Consider the following 13937-nt stretch of genomic DNA (forward strand, 5'->3'; position numbering starts at 1 on the left):
TTCTCGATCAAATCCATGCCTGTCTATATCGCCCTTCTGCGCGCCGTGAATGTCGGCGGAACCGGCAAGCTCCCGATGCCCGAACTTCGCGACATGTGCGAAGCGCTCGGGTTCACGCACGTGCGCACTTATATCGCGAGCGGCAACGTGGTGTTCGAGAGCCGGCTGGCCGAAGCATCGGTGAAAAAGAAGCTCGAGCAGAGCCTGGAGGCTTATGCCGGCAAGTCCGTTGGCGTTGTGGTGCGCACGGCCACGGAATTCGCCGCGGTGCTGCAAGGTAATCCGTTTCCGGCTGCCGCGCCGGATCGCACGGTCGCCATCTTTCTCGACATACCGCCGCCCGCGGACGCACTCGACCATGTGAGCGGCCAGAACGCAGAAGAATTGCGCCTGGGTGAGCGCGAGATCTATGTGTTTTACAAGGACGGCATCGGGCGTTCGAAGCTCAAAATCGCTGCGGCGAAAGCTGGCACGTCGCGCAACATGAATACCGTGGCGAAGCTGCTGGAGATCGCGCAAGCGTGACCTCCAGGTGAGTCGCGGTGCACGCCGCTCTTCAACAACCCAAAGAAAGACCCATGATTACCTGCTACCTGCGTTACGTCATCGATCCATACCGGCTCGAAGAGTTCGAAACGTACGCCAAAATGTGGATTCCGCTCGTCGAAAAGTTCGGCGGCACGCATCACGGCTACTTCCTGCCTTCCGAAGGCGCCAACAATATCGCGCTCGCGCTCTTTTCGTTTCCAAGCCTCGCGGCCTATGAAACGTACCGCGCCGATTCGATGCAAGACGCCGAGTGCCAGGCCGCGTTTCGTTATGCCGCCGATACGCGTTGTATCGTGAGTTACGAGCGGAGCTTTTTCAGGCCGGTGTTGTCATAACCGGCATTGCACAAGCGCTACGCATCACCCCCTGCCCGCCGCCGTAGCCAACGCCGCCTGCTGCACCTCCCCACTCGCCTGCCCCGGATCGCCCTTGCTCGTATCGTGCAAGCGATCCGGAATGAAAAGCGCCATCACGCCGCTCAGGAAAAACACCGCGCCAACTACAAGAAAGCCCATGCCGATCGAAAACTGCGTGGCGATATAACCGATCACGACAGGCGCCGCGCCTGAACAAAAGCGCCCCACGTTATAGGAGCCGCCAACAGCCGTGCCGCGAATACGCGTTTCGAAGCTCTCCGACATGAACGTGCCGATCGTGCCCAACGGCACGCCATAAAGAAAGCCGAACACGAGCATCAGCCACGCGATGTTTTCGCGGGTGTGCAATAGCACGATGACGGGCAGAAAGACGGCCGCGCCGATACAGCCGAGCACGTACACGCCGCGCCGGCTCCAGCGGTCGCCCAGCCAGCCCGCCACGATCTTGCCGATGAACGCAACGACCCACGTCGCGGTCATGTACCCCGTCATCGCGCTGAATTTGATGTGCAATTCGCTCTCCAGATACGTGGGCAGCCAGTTGTTCAGGCCATAGAACCCGGAGAGCGCAAACACGGAAGCAAGCGACCAGAAGATGAACATCCTGCGCGCCTGGCGGTCCGCGAAAATCAACGCGTAGCGGTTGTCGTGCCAGCGGCGGGCGCTCGGGCGCGCCGCGGCCTCGCTCATGCGCCAGCTCGGCGGCTCGGGCACGAAGAAGTGAATCGCCACCGCGAGCACCACGGGCGCAGCCGCCATATAAAACAGCATGCGCCAGCCATAGTGCGGCAGGATCCAGGTGCTGAGCGCGATCACGGTGATATAGCCCGCCGAAATCGCTGTTTGCAGCACGCCAAGTATCAGCGAGCGCCGCGCCATGGGCACGTACTCGGCCACGAGCGTGCTCACCAGCACCATGCAGCCAATACCCATCGAACTGATGAAGCGCACCACTGCGAATTCGAGGAAGCTGTGCGTGAGACCGAGCAGGCCCGCGCCCACCGAGAACAGCATCATCGCCCAGACCACCACGCGCACACGACCGAACGAGTCGCTCGCCCAGCCGCCCAGAATGCCGCCAATCGCCATGCCGAGCAGCGTCAGGCTACCGAGCGCGCCCGCTTCGACATTGGTCAAGCCGAATTCAGTCTTGATGCGCGTGAGCGTGAGGCCGTACATCATGACGTCCGCGCCGTCCACCAGCAGCGCGAGATAGCCGAGCGCGAAGACGAGCAGCCAACGGTTGGCGTTTCCTGCGGATGTCGTTGTGTTCATCGACAAAGGTCCTGCAATCAAAGGCTTGAATGGGCCGCAAAAGACATGCCGTGCGCAACTAGCGCAGGCGCGAGAAACGCGCCGAGCAGCAGGCCCGTTTCTTCGTGTTGCGAGGTGTACCAGCCCTCTACGTGCGTGAGGTTCATCGTGCCGACACAGCGGCCGTTGTAGGCAACCGGTATGTTCAGAATCGAGCCGAGGCCCATCGCCGTCATGACCGCGTGATCGTCGAAGGCTTCGCGCAGGCCTTGTGGCGTGGTCGCGCGAAACGGTTCGAGATCCGAAAGAATACGTTGCGCCCATGGCGTGCCGCTTTTCTTCTTGCGTCCGCCCGGTGGGTAGACGTCCGGCATGTTCGTGAACAGTCGCTCCACCTCCTGCTTCCCGGCGTCGTAGGCCATGATGGTGAAGAGGCGAAAGCCGATCGCTTCGGCGGCGACGGCACACACTTCGCGAAAAATCGCATCCGGTTGCCCGGGCTGGCGAATCACGCGCGAAAGGCGCGCGAGATCGGCGACTTCACGCTGCAGCGCATAGGGTTCGTTCACGAGGGAAAGGGGCGTTTGCATGGGACGTAGGGAAGTGGGCAAGGCGTGCGCTCAGCCTCGCAGCCCGTCGCGGGCGAGCGGCTTGTGCGTGTCGAAGCCCGCCTGCGCGCCGCTCGCCTCGATGTCTTCGAGCGAGCGATTGCGGGTTTCGATGCCAAGGAAGAACACCACGCACGCGCCCGCCAGCAACACGGTAGTCGTCATGGCGAACACGCCGAAAAAGCCGAACGCCGGGTACACGAGCCCAACCAGAATGGGTGCGCTCACTGAGCCGATACGGCCGAACGACGACGAAGAGCCCGTGCCGGTCGTGCGCACGGCCGTAGGGAAGACCTCCGGCGTATAGGCATAGACGCCCGCAAAAGCGCCATTCATGAAGAACGAGAGGCACACGCCTGCCACCGTGATCTGCACGCCTGTATGCGAGAAAGCCAGCGCAATTGCGGCAAGGCCGCCGAGCGTCATATAAGAGGCCACGACGCCTTTGCGGCCAATGCGTTCGTTGAGCCACGCCGCCGAGAAATAGCCGGGAATCTGCGCACCGTAGATGGCGATCGAATAGCCAAAGCTCTTCGTGAGCGTCAACCCTTCCTTGACCAGCAGGCTCGGAATCCACGAGAAGAACGAGTAATACGCGAAGGCGACGGAAAACCACATCAGCCAGCTCACCGCCGTCGTGCCCACGAGCCGCCGCGAGAACAGCGTCAGCACGTTTTGCAGCGCACTGCTACTGCCCTGCGCCACGGCCGGAATCGCGCCTGTCGAGCCAACCGGCGCCAGCGCAATCCCCTCTTGCTCGTAGCGCGACTCGATGGCCCGCACGATAGTGTCGGCCTCGGCGGAGCGTCCGCGGCTTTCGAGCCAGCGCGGCGACTCGGGCAGCGTTCTGCGCCACCAGAGCAGCATCACCACCGGCAGCGAAGTCAACACGGCAAGATAGCGCCAGCCGTCTGGGAAATTGCGCACGACGGTATAGCCGAGAATCGATGAACTTAGATATCCGAACGACATGAAGCCGACGAGCGCGCCGCAGAACATGCCGCGATAGCGACGCGGCACGAATTCTGCAAGAAACGGGGCGATCACGACCGTTTCCGCGCCCGAGCCGAAACCCGCGAGTATGCGCAGCGCGAAAAACGTGTGCCAGTCTTGCGCGGTGGCGCTCGCCATGGATGCCGCGCAATAGATGGCCAGCGCGCTCATCATGATGCGGCGTCGGCCGATCACGTCGGCCAGCACGCCGGAGAGGAACGCGCCGAAAAAATAACCGATATACGTGCTGCTGGCGACGAGTCCCGTTTCGGCGCTCGTCAAATGCCAGAGCTTGCTCACGACTGGCAGCAAGAAAGCAAGCGACGACGAGTCCAGCCCGTCGAACATATAGCCAAGCCCGCCGATCAGCAGCAGTTTGCGGTGGAAGCCAGCGAGCGGCAGTCTTTCGAGTCTGGCAGCGACGGTGGACATGGTCAGTCGGTTCCGGTTGAGCGTGGCACGTGTTTAGCGGCCAATCGCGTAGGCCTGCATCTGGCGCGGCGTGGCCGCGCCGCGCATCAGGCCGTTGCGGATGCCCACCGCGCAGACGCGCCCGAGCCCCCACGGCTCGGCCACGGTGAGGTCGTGGCCGCGCGCGCGCAGTTCGGCGAGCGTGGCTTCGGGAAAGCGCGACTCGGCCGACATCTTGCCAAGCTGCATCGAGCGCGGATAGAACGAGCCGGGGAAGTGCGCCGTCTGGAACGAAGGGGCGTCCACGGCGGCCTGCAGGTTCATGCCCGCATGCACGTGACGCAGGAACAGCTGCATCGACCACTGATCCTGCTGATCGCCGCCCGGCGTGCCGAACGCGGCATAGGGCTTGCCCTCGCGCGTGACGAGCGTGGGCGAGAGCGTCGTGCGCGGACGGCGGCCCGGACCGAGCGACGAAGGCAGGCCCTCTTCCATCCAGAACATCTGCGCGCGCGTGGTGATGTTGAAGCCGAGGCCGGGCACCGCGGGCGACGCCTGCAGCCACCCGCCCGACGGCGTGGCCGACACCATGTTGCCCCAGCGATCGACCACGTCGAGATGCACGGTGTCGCCGCGCAATTCGGGTAGCGGCGCGAACGTCGGCTCGCCCTGGCCGAAACCGCCCGGCTGCTGCCGCCCCGCGTTCGCCAGAATGCGCGCCGCGCGTGCTTCGCTGTCGAGCAGCGCGCCCGGACGGAATTCGAATGAGGCCTTGTGCGGATCGACAAGACGGCGGCGCTCGTCGTTGTAGGCGTCGCTCAGCAGCGTCTCCATCGGGACGTTCGCAAAGCGCGGATCGCCGTAGAACACGTCGCGGTCGGCAAAGGCGAGCTTCGACGTTTCGATGACCGTGTGGACGAAATCCGGACCGAACGGGTCCATCGCGTCCAGATCGAAGCCCTTGAGCAGCGCGAGCTGCTGCAGGAACATCGGCCCCTGGCCCCACGGTCCGGTCTTGTGCACACGCAGGCCCTGATAGTCGTACGAGAGCGCTTCCTCGTAAGTGGGCTCCCAGCGCGCGAGATCGTCTGCATTGAGCAGGCCGCGATTGCGGCGGCCCGAGGTGTCGAGCACGTCGGTCGAGCGGAAATACTGGTCGATGGCGTCGGCCACGAAGCCGCGGTAGAACGCCGAACGCGCGAGCTCGCATTGTTCGGCGCGATCGCTTTTCGCGCTCGCCTCGCGCAGGATGCGGCGGTACGTGGCCGCAATGGCGGGATTCGCAAACAGTTCGTTCGGTGCCGGCGCGTCGCCGTTGCGCAGCCACTGCTCGGCGGAGGTCGTCCATTCGCTGAGAAAGAAGTCCTTGATCGCGAGAATCGACGCGCACATGCGCGGCAGAACCGGATAACCGTGCTCCGCGTAGCCGATCGCGTAGCTCAGCACGTCTTCGAGCGGCAGTTGCCCGTAGTCGCGCAGCATCGTCATCCATGCGCCGAACGCGCCCGGCACCACGGCGGGCAGCAAGCCGGTGCCCGGCACGACTTCGAGCCCGAGCGCGCGCATGCGCTCGATCGTCATGGCCGCGGGCGTCACACCCTGGCCGCACAACACGCGCACGCGGTCTTCCCGCGCGCTGTAGAACACGACCGGCAACTCGCCGCCGGGACCGTTGAGATGCGGCTCGACAATCTGCAGCACGAAGCCGGCTGCGGCGGCCGCGTCGAACGCGTTGCCGCCCTTCTCGAGCACCGCCATCGCCGACGCGCTGGCAAGCCAATGCGTGGAGGCCACCATCCCGAAGGTCCCGATCAGTTCCGGACGCGTTGTAAAAGACATCTTCCACTCCCTGTGCGAAAGGTTCGAACTTCTGCCGAACCATTCACTATTGGCTCCACAATCCGTCACGATCAGCTTACGAAGGAAGATTTTTGGCCGCACCCGGTGTTAACCCTTAAATTTACGCGCTTATGCCAGCTTTCGTCAGTCCCTGAGACCTCGTGTCTTGCGCGCGGCAGCCTGACTGCTAGAATCGAACCAATACTTAATGGTTCACATCGCACCATGGAAAGATCCGCGCTCGACAGCCTGCTTGCCTACATCGCACAACACCGGTTGAAAGACGGCGACGCGTTGCCGCCCGAGCGCAAGCTCGCCGAGGACCTGGGCGTGAGCCGCCGGGAACTGCGCGCGGCGCTTGCCTCGCTGGAGGCATCGGGCCGAATCTGGCGCGGCGTGGGACGCGGCACCTACCTGGGCGCGCGGCCGCTGAAATTCGCGCCCACGCTGCGCGGCCTGCGTTCGCGCACGAGCCCGGCCGACATCGCGGAGATGCGCCTCATGTTCGAACCGGCATTAGCCGGTCTTGCCGCGGCGAAGGCCACGCCCGAGGATCTGACCGAGCTGGAGAAGTGCGTGAAAAGAAACGCGACAGCAAAAAACGATGAGGAGTGGCAACTATGGGACCAGCGCTTTCACCTGCTGATCGCGCAGGCCTCGCGCAATCCCGCGATCATTGCCCTCATGGAAGTGATCAACGGCATGCGGGTCAAGCCAACCCAGCGTGAGAAGACCACGGACCAGGCTACGCGCCATCATTTCGCGCAGCAGCACCAGTCCATCGTCGATGCGATTCTCGAGCGCGACGGCGAAACCGCCGCGCGCTGCATGCGCGAGCATCTGCTGAACGTGCAGGGATACGGTTCGCCGCATTGAGTGCGGAAATGCCAGCGCGCTGAGCGCTCACTTCACCGTGGACGCCGCGGCCTTGCACGTTACGGCATCCTGATCACCCGTGCCACCGCTGCAGCCGATTGCGCCGATCAACTTGCCGTCCTCGACCAGCGGAAAGCCACCGGGCGAAGCCACGAGCCCCTGGTCGAGCGTGGCCACGTAGGCATGACCGCTCTCGAACTGGCTGTAGAAAACGCGTGTCTCGCGCCGAAAGCGCGCGGAGGTGCGCGCCTTGTTCTGCGAAACCTCGATGGAGGCGTATTGCGCGCCATCCATGCGTTCGAACGCGACGAGATCGCCATGCGGATCGACCACGGCGATGTTCATTTTCCAGTCGTGCTTGCGCGCCTCGGCTTCAGCGAGTGCGAGCAGATGCTTCGCCGCATCGAGCCCGATAGGCAAACCGTAAGGAATATCGTAAGGCATACGCTCCGGCACAGCGGCATCCGGCGGCGTGGAAGCTGACGTTTGAGCCTGCACGGTGGTTACAAAGACGAGACAGGCTGTGGCTGCGATCTGAACACAGTGATGCATTGCCCCCTCCTACGTCGGCGGGCCCGGGGCGCAACGCGCGGCAAGCCCAGGCCAACCAACATACTCGCGCAACACGCTGTGTGCAAGGCCGAAGGGTCAGCCCTCCTTACCATCGGCACGCGGCGCGATGAGCCAGCCGGCGTAGCGGTAGCAATAGGCCGCGAACGCAACGACCCAGCATGCACCTGAAGCTTCGATCCAGAACGTGAGCCACTGTGGCGCGAGCCATGGTCCCGCCACACGCATCAACGCGGCGATCACGAGCAACCCATAGCAGGCGATATCGAAGCCGCCAGCCACCAGCTTGCGGCCCGTATGTCCGCGCGCCGTGCGCGTGATCATCGCCATGATCGCGCAGCCGATAGCGCCCACCGTGAACGCGTGAATGGCCAGCGTATGCGCGACGAAACCCAATGCGGCGAGCGCAAGCAGCGCGAAGCCAACAGGTATCCACGCATAGGCGATGTGCAAGATGGTCAGGATCGGCCGGTTGCCGACCCGCCACGAACGCCAGCCCCAGATGCGCGCGCCTTGTGCACACGCCGCCGCAAGCGCCGCTAGCGCGACAAGCACGCCGGAGCCGAACACCGCGTCGAGCACGAACGCCAGTGCGCTTAGCGGCAGCACCGCGCGCTCGACCCCATGCCAGCGCCGTGCCGTGTAACCCGGCACAGCGTTGGCCGTGAAAGACGGGATGATGCGCCCGCCGATGATCGTGATGAACAGCACCAGCATGCCCACGGCGAGATACGCGCTGTGCAGCGCCCAGTCCGCGCGGCCCGCCAGCATCGAGAGGTGGAACGCCACGTTCAGCGCGGCGAGCATGCCGAGCGCGACCGGCAAGAAGATGTTGTGGCTGTTCTTTGCGCCGATAAGTACACGCAGCAGCACGATCGCGCACGCGGGAAGAAAGAGGCTGTCCACCACGGCGGCCACGCCAGGCGTTGCGTAGGCAACGGTAATACGCCCGGCGAGCCACAGCAGCCAAAGCGCCGCCAGCGACTTGCCCTGTGCTGGCGTGACCGACGTCCACGCGCGCACGGCGGTCAGAAGAAACCCCGCTACGATCGCCGCGCCGAAACCGAAAATCATCTCGTGCACGTGCCAGAACATGCCCGGCAGGTACGAACCGAGACCCGGCAACGGGTGGCCGGCATACGCGGCCATCCAGGCCAGCACGGCCGCGCCGCCGAAAAGCGCACCGCCAAGATAGAACGGCCGGAAGCCGAGCGCCCACAGCGCGAAACCACCGCGAGCCGCGGGGGTGGGTTCTTCGATTCGAAAGACGGTCATGATCGCCCTCGCCAATACATACATTTTCAATGCATGTTATATGGACTGGCGAAGAAATGCCGCTGCAAAGCTGAAAACGCGATGTAATGCCGCAGGCGCGAGTCCCGCCGCTCCCTGCCGGCGCCACGTTCGACGAGAAAACGGACGCGGCCCGCGCCGCGTCTCTCGCTCAGAACATATGGCGCAAGCCCACCATCATGCCGAGCTGCGTGGTGGTCGCCGCTGCACTGACGCCAACAAAACCTTGCAGTTGCGCCCCGACCAGGCCGCCGCGGTACAACGAGTAATCGGCTTCCGCATAAACGCTCGTCGCACGCGAGAGATCGTAGTCGGCCAACAGCTGGAATTGCGTGGCGTTACCATCGCCGCTTAGTTTCTTGCCTTCTTGCAGCGTGCGCCACACGTTGGCGGAAAGATGCGTATTGTCCCCGACCAGCTGCGAAACGCCGCCAAAGAACATTTCACGCGAAGAAAACGTATTGAACTTGAGCGCAGTGAGTTGCGCGGCTGTGAACGGGCCGTTCGGAAAATTCCCCATAAAGCCGGCGTCCTGCCGGTTCATCGCCCAGCCGAAGTTGACGGTCGTTTCCGCAAACGTGTACGCCGCGCCTGCGGTCCACGCCTTGAAGTGCGCGGAACTGTTGATCGCGTCGCGCGTGTCCAGATAGCCTGCGGCGAGGCGCAACGGCCACTGCGGAATATAGGTGACCGAGGCGCCGATCTGGCTGCCCGCGCCGAATGCGCCGGCTTGTCCGCCGAACGCGTATGAGAGTTCAAGCGTGATGTCCTGCCAGCGCGCAATGTATTTCGCCATGTTGCTGGCCCAGACGCCCTGGGCCATCGCGACTTCCGGGCGGAACTGGTAGACCGTCGGCAACCACTGCGCACTCACGTAGGTTTTCAGCACGGCATCCGCAAGCGGGTTGGTCTGGCGCCCCAGCGTCAGCCGGCCGAGCGTGGAAGACTGCAAACCCACATACGCCGTGTTGAAGAACGGATAACCGGGATCGCTCATGCCGGAGTTCGGGAAGAACCGGCTCTCCAGCTGGAAAACAACGCGATTGCCGCCGCCGAGATCCTCCGCGCCAAGCAGCCCCCAGTTGCTTTCGCTGAGACCGCCGTTGGCGAGTTGAACCTTGTCGTCCCCGGCCGCATTGGCATGGGTCGTATAGCGCACGGCGGTGTCGACGATTCCGTAAAGCGTCACCGACGATTGCGCGTGCGCCGCCGAACCAAACGCAGCCATCGCCACGGCAACGGCCATCCGCGCCGCCCCGCCGAACTTGAGCTGCATTGCGTTGCTTGATTGCATCGAGTCTCCTGTCGCAGTTATCACGTAGTTATCAATTGCTGGCCGAACATCGACTTCAGTCGAGAACGACAATTCGGAATGCTTGACATCACGCCGCAATCCGGCGTGCGATGCGCTCGATCGACCGCTCAGGGTTGAGCACCACGAGGCCGCCCAACGCAAGCACCACGAGCAGCGCCCCGGTAAGCAGCAGGCCTTGCTCGAAGCCCACCGCTACGTTGTCGTGCGCGCCGCGAATCAGCCAGCCCACTACGGGCGGCGCGACGATGCCTGCTATCCACGCGACCGAATACTCGATGGCGAGCGCCGCGCCGCGTTGCCCGGCTGGCGCGATCTGCGCGACCATTGCGGGGCCGAGCGAATAGATGATCGGCGTGGTGGCGATCGCCAATGCGATCAACGCGATCTTGACGAATGGGCCGAAATCGCAAACCGCAACCCCGAGGAGCAGAACGCCGCCAACGGCCAGACACCCGCAAACGAACGCACCGCGCGCAATACGCGATGGCACGCCACGCGTCATGAGCCGCTGCGACCAAGCGGAAAGCACGAGGCTCACCGGCGCACTCGTTACGAGCACCGCGGCGAAGAGTTGGCCGGCGCGCTGCGGCGCAAAGCCGAGCCCCTGATTCAGGTAGGCGGGCAGCCAGGTCAGGGCGAGCGCCAGCGTCAGGAAGGCCGCAAAGTGCAGTGCAATGATGCACACCACGGTGCGGTCGGTCAGGAGCGCGCGATAGCGCACGCGCGGCGCGGGTTCATCCGCATCCGGGCCCGTTGCCACGTTCGTTGCGTGTGCATCGAGTTGCCCTTCGCGCCCGACGATCAGCCACAAGACAGCCCATGCCAAACCCAGCGCCGCCAGCACGATGAAGTTGGTGCGCCAGCCCCACCGCGCGTCGATCCAGGGCACGGCAATGCCCGCGACGACCATGCCGAACACGCCGCCCTGCTGGAACACCGAGACAGGCAGATTGCGCTTTGCATCGGGAAACCACTTGTAGCAAGCATGAATCGCGATGGGCTGCGCCGGCCCTTCGCCCGCGCCCAGCAGCACGCGGCAGGCGATCAAGGTGGCAAGCGACGCGCTGTACGCAATCGGAAGCTGCACAACGGCCCACAACACGGCCATCGCGAACAGCAGCCACCGCGTGGGCCAGCGGTTCGAGAGGAAACCGCCCACCACGCCTGTCACCGCGAACAGGAAGAAGAAGCTGCCCGCGAGCAGTCCGTATTGCGCTGGCGACAGGCCAAGCTCTTTCATGAGCGGCGCCGCGACGAGACCGAGCACGACCTTGTCGATGAAATTGATCGCAACGAGCAGGAACAGCATGAGCGTCATGAACCAGGCGCGCGCGGGTTGATAGGTGGGTTGCATGCTTGTGTTTTCTGGAAGTGAGACGGCGCGGCTTAGCGGCCTGAGCCGAAGTACCAGCGCAAGACCGCACGCTGAACTGCACGGCCATAGGGCGGATGAAACAACTCGACCGGAAACCATCGATGCTCGGCGAACACGGCCTTGGCATGCGAAAGCTCGCGAAAGCCCTCTTCGCCGTGGTAATTGCCCATGCCCGACATGCCGGTGCCGCCGAAAGGCAGCGAGTGGTTCATCGCGTGCCATCCCCAGTCGTTGAGCGTGACACCGCCGGAGTGCGTTTCCTGCATCACGCGGGCGCGCTCGCGCGCATCGGCGCCGAACCAGTAAAGCGCGAGCGGACGCTCGCCCCGGCGCACGTAGTCGAGCGCATCGCCAAAGGTTTCATACGCGATCACCGGCAGCAGCGGACCAAAGATCTCCTCGCGTGCAATGCGCATCTGCGGACGCACGCCGGTGACGATGTGCAGCGGCAGCTGGCGTCCGGTCGTCGCACACGACCCGCATACGGTGACCTTCGCGCCAAGCGCGCGTGCGTCCTCCAGCAGTTCGAGCATGCGGCTGTGTGCACGCGCATCGATCATCGACGTATAGTTCGCGCCGTCGCCCACCCACCCTTCGAAGGCCTGCGCGGCCGCTGCCACAAACGCTTCGACCGATTCGCGGGGAACCAGCGCATAGTCGGGCGCAACGCAGATCTGGCCCGCGTTCACCGTCTTGCCGTGAACGATGCGGCGCGCCGCACGCGCGAGATCGGCCGAGCGCGAGACGAGCGCCGGAGACTTGCCGCCCAGTTCCAGCGTAACGGGCGTCAAGTTGTCGGCGGCGGCACGCATCACCTCGCGCCCCACTGCCGGCGAACCGGTAAACACGAGATGATCGAAAGGCAGTGCGCAAAAACGCTTTGCGCACTGCGCGTCGCCCTCGATCACCTCGACTTCGTCCGGGCCGAGTGCGTCCGCAAGCAGCGCGCGCAGCGCACGCGAAGAGGCGGGTGCGTATTCCGAGGTCTTGATCAGGCAGCGATTGCCCGCGGCGAGCGCGGTGGCGAGCGGCCCGAGCGCGAGATAGAACGGAAAATTCCAGGGCACCACAATGCCGACCACGCCCTTGGGCTGGTACTGGACCGCGGCGCGATTCGTGCTGAACAACAGTTCGGGCGAGCGCCGCGACGGCCGCATCCAGCGCTTCATATGCCGCAACAGGTGGTCGATATGCAGCAGCGAAGGCAGCAGGTCGACGAGCATCGTCTCGCCCGCGGCGCGCACGCCGAAGTCCGCCGCTGCGGCTGCCGCGCAATCGGCGGCGTGACGGCGCAACGCGTGACGCAGGCCCTGGAGCGTGTCGCGCCGTTGCGCGTAGGTAGGATAAGGCGCGGCGGCGAAGGCCGCGCGCAACGCTGCGAAACGTGCCGCCAAATGGGACGCAACGGGATCGTCCGCGTTGTGCGGCGTGCGCCATGCCTGATCGATCAGCTTCATTGAACGAGTCTCCCGGGATTGTCAGTGGCCTGCGTTCAAACCGGCACGTCACCGATAATCGTCGCGCGCAGCATGCGCCTGCGAGCTGGGAAGTAGTCCTGAATAGCGTAGTGCTGCGTCGAGCGGTTGTCCCAGAACGCAATCGTGTTGGGGCGCCACTTCAGGCGCACCTGATACTCGGGCACGGCCGCCTGGCGATACAGGTATTGCAGCAAATCCATTTCGGCCAGGCGGAAATCGAAGCCAAAGCGCACCTCATTCTTTTCGATGAAATTCGCCAGGTGCGTTGTGAACGCTTCGTTCACGTACAGCACACGCTCGCCTGTTTCCGGATGCGTACGCACGACTGGGTGCATGACCGGCGGAAATGCGGCGCGGCGCGACTCGCGCTCCTCGGGCGTCATGCGCGTGCCAAATGCGGGCAGCAGATCATGGACGGCGATGAGGCCTGCCAGCGCGTTGCGCGTGGCCTCAGGCAACCGCGCGTACGCTTCGGCCATGTTCACCCAGATCGTGTCGCCACCCACCTTCGGGCACTCGATACAACGCAGCATCGAGCCCATCGAAGGACGCGCACGCCAGCTCACATCCGAGTGATAGACGTTTTCGCGGCCAGGGATCTTGCTGTCGCCGCCCAGCACCACAAGCTCCGGATGATCGGGGTGATGCGGAAAAACCGGATGCACTTCCAGCTCGCCAAAACGCTGCGCCAGTGCCACCTGCTGTGCGGCGCTAATGTCCTGATCGCGGAACACGAGCAGCTTGTGCTTGAGCAGCGCAGCGCGCAATGCGGCGTACTGGTCGTCGTCGAGCGGCTGCGTGAGGTCGATGTTGCCGACCTCCGCGCCAATCACAGGCGACATCGGCTCGATGCTGAACGACGTCTTGAGGGCGCCCGCACTGACAATCGCGGGACTTTCGGGGGTGGCGTGCATGACTCTCTCCATGGTGATTCGAACCCGGCGCACAAAAGATACTCACGGGTATCGTTTTGAAAGATACTATTGGGTATCATTTGAC

At 64.0% G+C, this 13937-nt stretch carries 13 protein-coding genes; 3 read left to right on the forward strand and 10 right to left on the reverse strand.

Annotated elements, in window-relative coordinates; translation table 11 throughout:
• Positions 1-15 precede the first annotated feature (15 nt).
• A complete protein-coding gene (locus U5A52_RS24090) occupies positions 16-525 on the forward strand; it encodes a DUF1697 domain-containing protein (protein WP_321910003.1) in 510 nt (169 codons plus the stop codon).
• 53 nt (positions 526-578) lie between these two features.
• Positions 579-884 (forward strand): NIPSNAP family protein, encoded by a 306-nt coding sequence (locus U5A52_RS24095; protein WP_321910005.1) that lies wholly within the window; start codon positions 579-581, stop codon positions 882-884.
• Between the two features lie 24 nt (positions 885-908).
• Here the strand turns inward: U5A52_RS24095 and U5A52_RS24100 are convergent, their stop codons facing one another.
• The 4 genes from U5A52_RS24100 to U5A52_RS24115 are packed head-to-tail and all read right to left on the reverse strand — an operon-like array spanning position 909 to position 6031.
• Positions 909-2201: an MFS transporter gene (locus U5A52_RS24100; RefSeq protein WP_321936507.1), complete on the reverse strand. Its 1293-nt coding sequence runs from the start codon at positions 2199-2201 to the stop codon at positions 909-911.
• Between the two features lie 17 nt (positions 2202-2218).
• A complete protein-coding gene (locus tag U5A52_RS24105; RefSeq protein ID WP_321936508.1) occupies positions 2219-2770 on the reverse strand; it encodes a GAF domain-containing protein in 552 nt (183 codons plus the stop codon).
• A gap of 30 nt (positions 2771-2800) precedes the next feature.
• Positions 2801-4213: an MFS transporter gene (locus tag U5A52_RS24110; RefSeq protein WP_321936509.1), complete on the reverse strand. Its 1413-nt coding sequence runs from the start codon at positions 4211-4213 to the stop codon at positions 2801-2803.
• A gap of 33 nt (positions 4214-4246) precedes the next feature.
• Positions 4247-6031 (reverse strand): gamma-glutamyltransferase family protein, encoded by a 1785-nt coding sequence (locus tag U5A52_RS24115; RefSeq protein WP_321936510.1) that lies wholly within the window; start codon positions 6029-6031, stop codon positions 4247-4249.
• 225 nt (positions 6032-6256) lie between these two features.
• Between U5A52_RS24115 and U5A52_RS24120 the strand changes: the two genes are divergently transcribed.
• Complete coding sequence (locus U5A52_RS24120; RefSeq protein WP_321910015.1) at positions 6257-6907, forward strand: FadR/GntR family transcriptional regulator; 651 nt, start codon at positions 6257-6259, stop codon at positions 6905-6907.
• 27 nt (positions 6908-6934) lie between these two features.
• On the opposite strand, the gene U5A52_RS24125 is transcribed toward U5A52_RS24120, so the two are convergent.
• The 6 genes from U5A52_RS24125 to U5A52_RS24150 form a co-directional block, all read right to left on the reverse strand.
• Positions 6935-7351, reverse strand: a complete 417-nt coding sequence (locus U5A52_RS24125) for a heme-binding protein (protein WP_321936511.1) — start codon at positions 7349-7351, stop codon at positions 6935-6937.
• Between the two features lie 204 nt (positions 7352-7555).
• Positions 7556-8752, reverse strand: coding sequence for an NnrS family protein (locus U5A52_RS24130; protein ID WP_321910019.1), 1197 nt, complete (start codon positions 8750-8752; stop codon positions 7556-7558).
• 169 nt (positions 8753-8921) lie between these two features.
• Positions 8922-10064: a porin gene (locus tag U5A52_RS24135; RefSeq protein ID WP_321936512.1), complete on the reverse strand. Its 1143-nt coding sequence runs from the start codon at positions 10062-10064 to the stop codon at positions 8922-8924.
• A gap of 88 nt (positions 10065-10152) precedes the next feature.
• A complete protein-coding gene (locus U5A52_RS24140) occupies positions 10153-11439 on the reverse strand; it encodes an MFS transporter (RefSeq protein ID WP_321936513.1) in 1287 nt (428 codons plus the stop codon).
• Positions 11440-11471: 32 nt separating this feature from the next.
• On the reverse strand, positions 11472-12917 hold the full coding sequence (locus U5A52_RS24145; RefSeq protein WP_321910024.1) for an aldehyde dehydrogenase family protein: 1446 nt from the start codon (positions 12915-12917) through the stop codon (positions 11472-11474).
• Between the two features lie 35 nt (positions 12918-12952).
• Positions 12953-13852: a TauD/TfdA dioxygenase family protein gene (locus U5A52_RS24150; protein ID WP_321936514.1), complete on the reverse strand. Its 900-nt coding sequence runs from the start codon at positions 13850-13852 to the stop codon at positions 12953-12955.
• Positions 13853-13937: the final 85 nt, after the last annotated feature.

The organism is Paraburkholderia sp. J8-2 (assembly GCF_905220195.1).
In the GTDB taxonomy this organism is placed as follows: Bacteria; Pseudomonadota; Gammaproteobacteria; order Burkholderiales; family Burkholderiaceae; genus Paraburkholderia.

Bases quoted from the DNA above. Each gene is read 5' to 3' on its own strand.
- U5A52_RS24090 (WP_321910003.1), top strand. From the start codon at position 16: ATGCCTGTCTATATCGCCCTTCTGCGCGCCGTGAATGTCGGCGGAACC.
- U5A52_RS24095 (WP_321910005.1), top strand. From the start codon at position 579: ATGATTACCTGCTACCTGCGTTACGTCATCGATCCATACCGGCTCGAA.
- U5A52_RS24100 (WP_321936507.1), bottom strand. From the start codon at position 2,201: ATGAACACAACGACATCCGCAGGAAACGCCAACCGTTGGCTGCTCGTC.
- U5A52_RS24105 (WP_321936508.1), bottom strand. From the start codon at position 2,770: ATGCAAACGCCCCTTTCCCTCGTGAACGAACCCTATGCGCTGCAGCGT.
- U5A52_RS24110 (WP_321936509.1), bottom strand. From the start codon at position 4,213: ATGTCCACCGTCGCTGCCAGACTCGAAAGACTGCCGCTCGCTGGCTTC.
- U5A52_RS24115 (WP_321936510.1), bottom strand. From the start codon at position 6,031: ATGTCTTTTACAACGCGTCCGGAACTGATCGGGACCTTCGGGATGGTG.
- U5A52_RS24120 (WP_321910015.1), top strand. From the start codon at position 6,257: ATGGAAAGATCCGCGCTCGACAGCCTGCTTGCCTACATCGCACAACAC.
- U5A52_RS24125 (WP_321936511.1), bottom strand. From the start codon at position 7,351: ATGCCTTACGATATTCCTTACGGTTTGCCTATCGGGCTCGATGCGGCG.
- U5A52_RS24130 (WP_321910019.1), bottom strand. From the start codon at position 8,752: ATGACCGTCTTTCGAATCGAAGAACCCACCCCCGCGGCTCGCGGTGGT.
- U5A52_RS24135 (WP_321936512.1), bottom strand. From the start codon at position 10,064: ATGCAATCAAGCAACGCAATGCAGCTCAAGTTCGGCGGGGCGGCGCGG.
- U5A52_RS24140 (WP_321936513.1), bottom strand. From the start codon at position 11,439: ATGCAACCCACCTATCAACCCGCGCGCGCCTGGTTCATGACGCTCATG.
- U5A52_RS24145 (WP_321910024.1), bottom strand. From the start codon at position 12,917: ATGAAGCTGATCGATCAGGCATGGCGCACGCCGCACAACGCGGACGAT.
- U5A52_RS24150 (WP_321936514.1), bottom strand. From the start codon at position 13,852: ATGCACGCCACCCCCGAAAGTCCCGCGATTGTCAGTGCGGGCGCCCTC.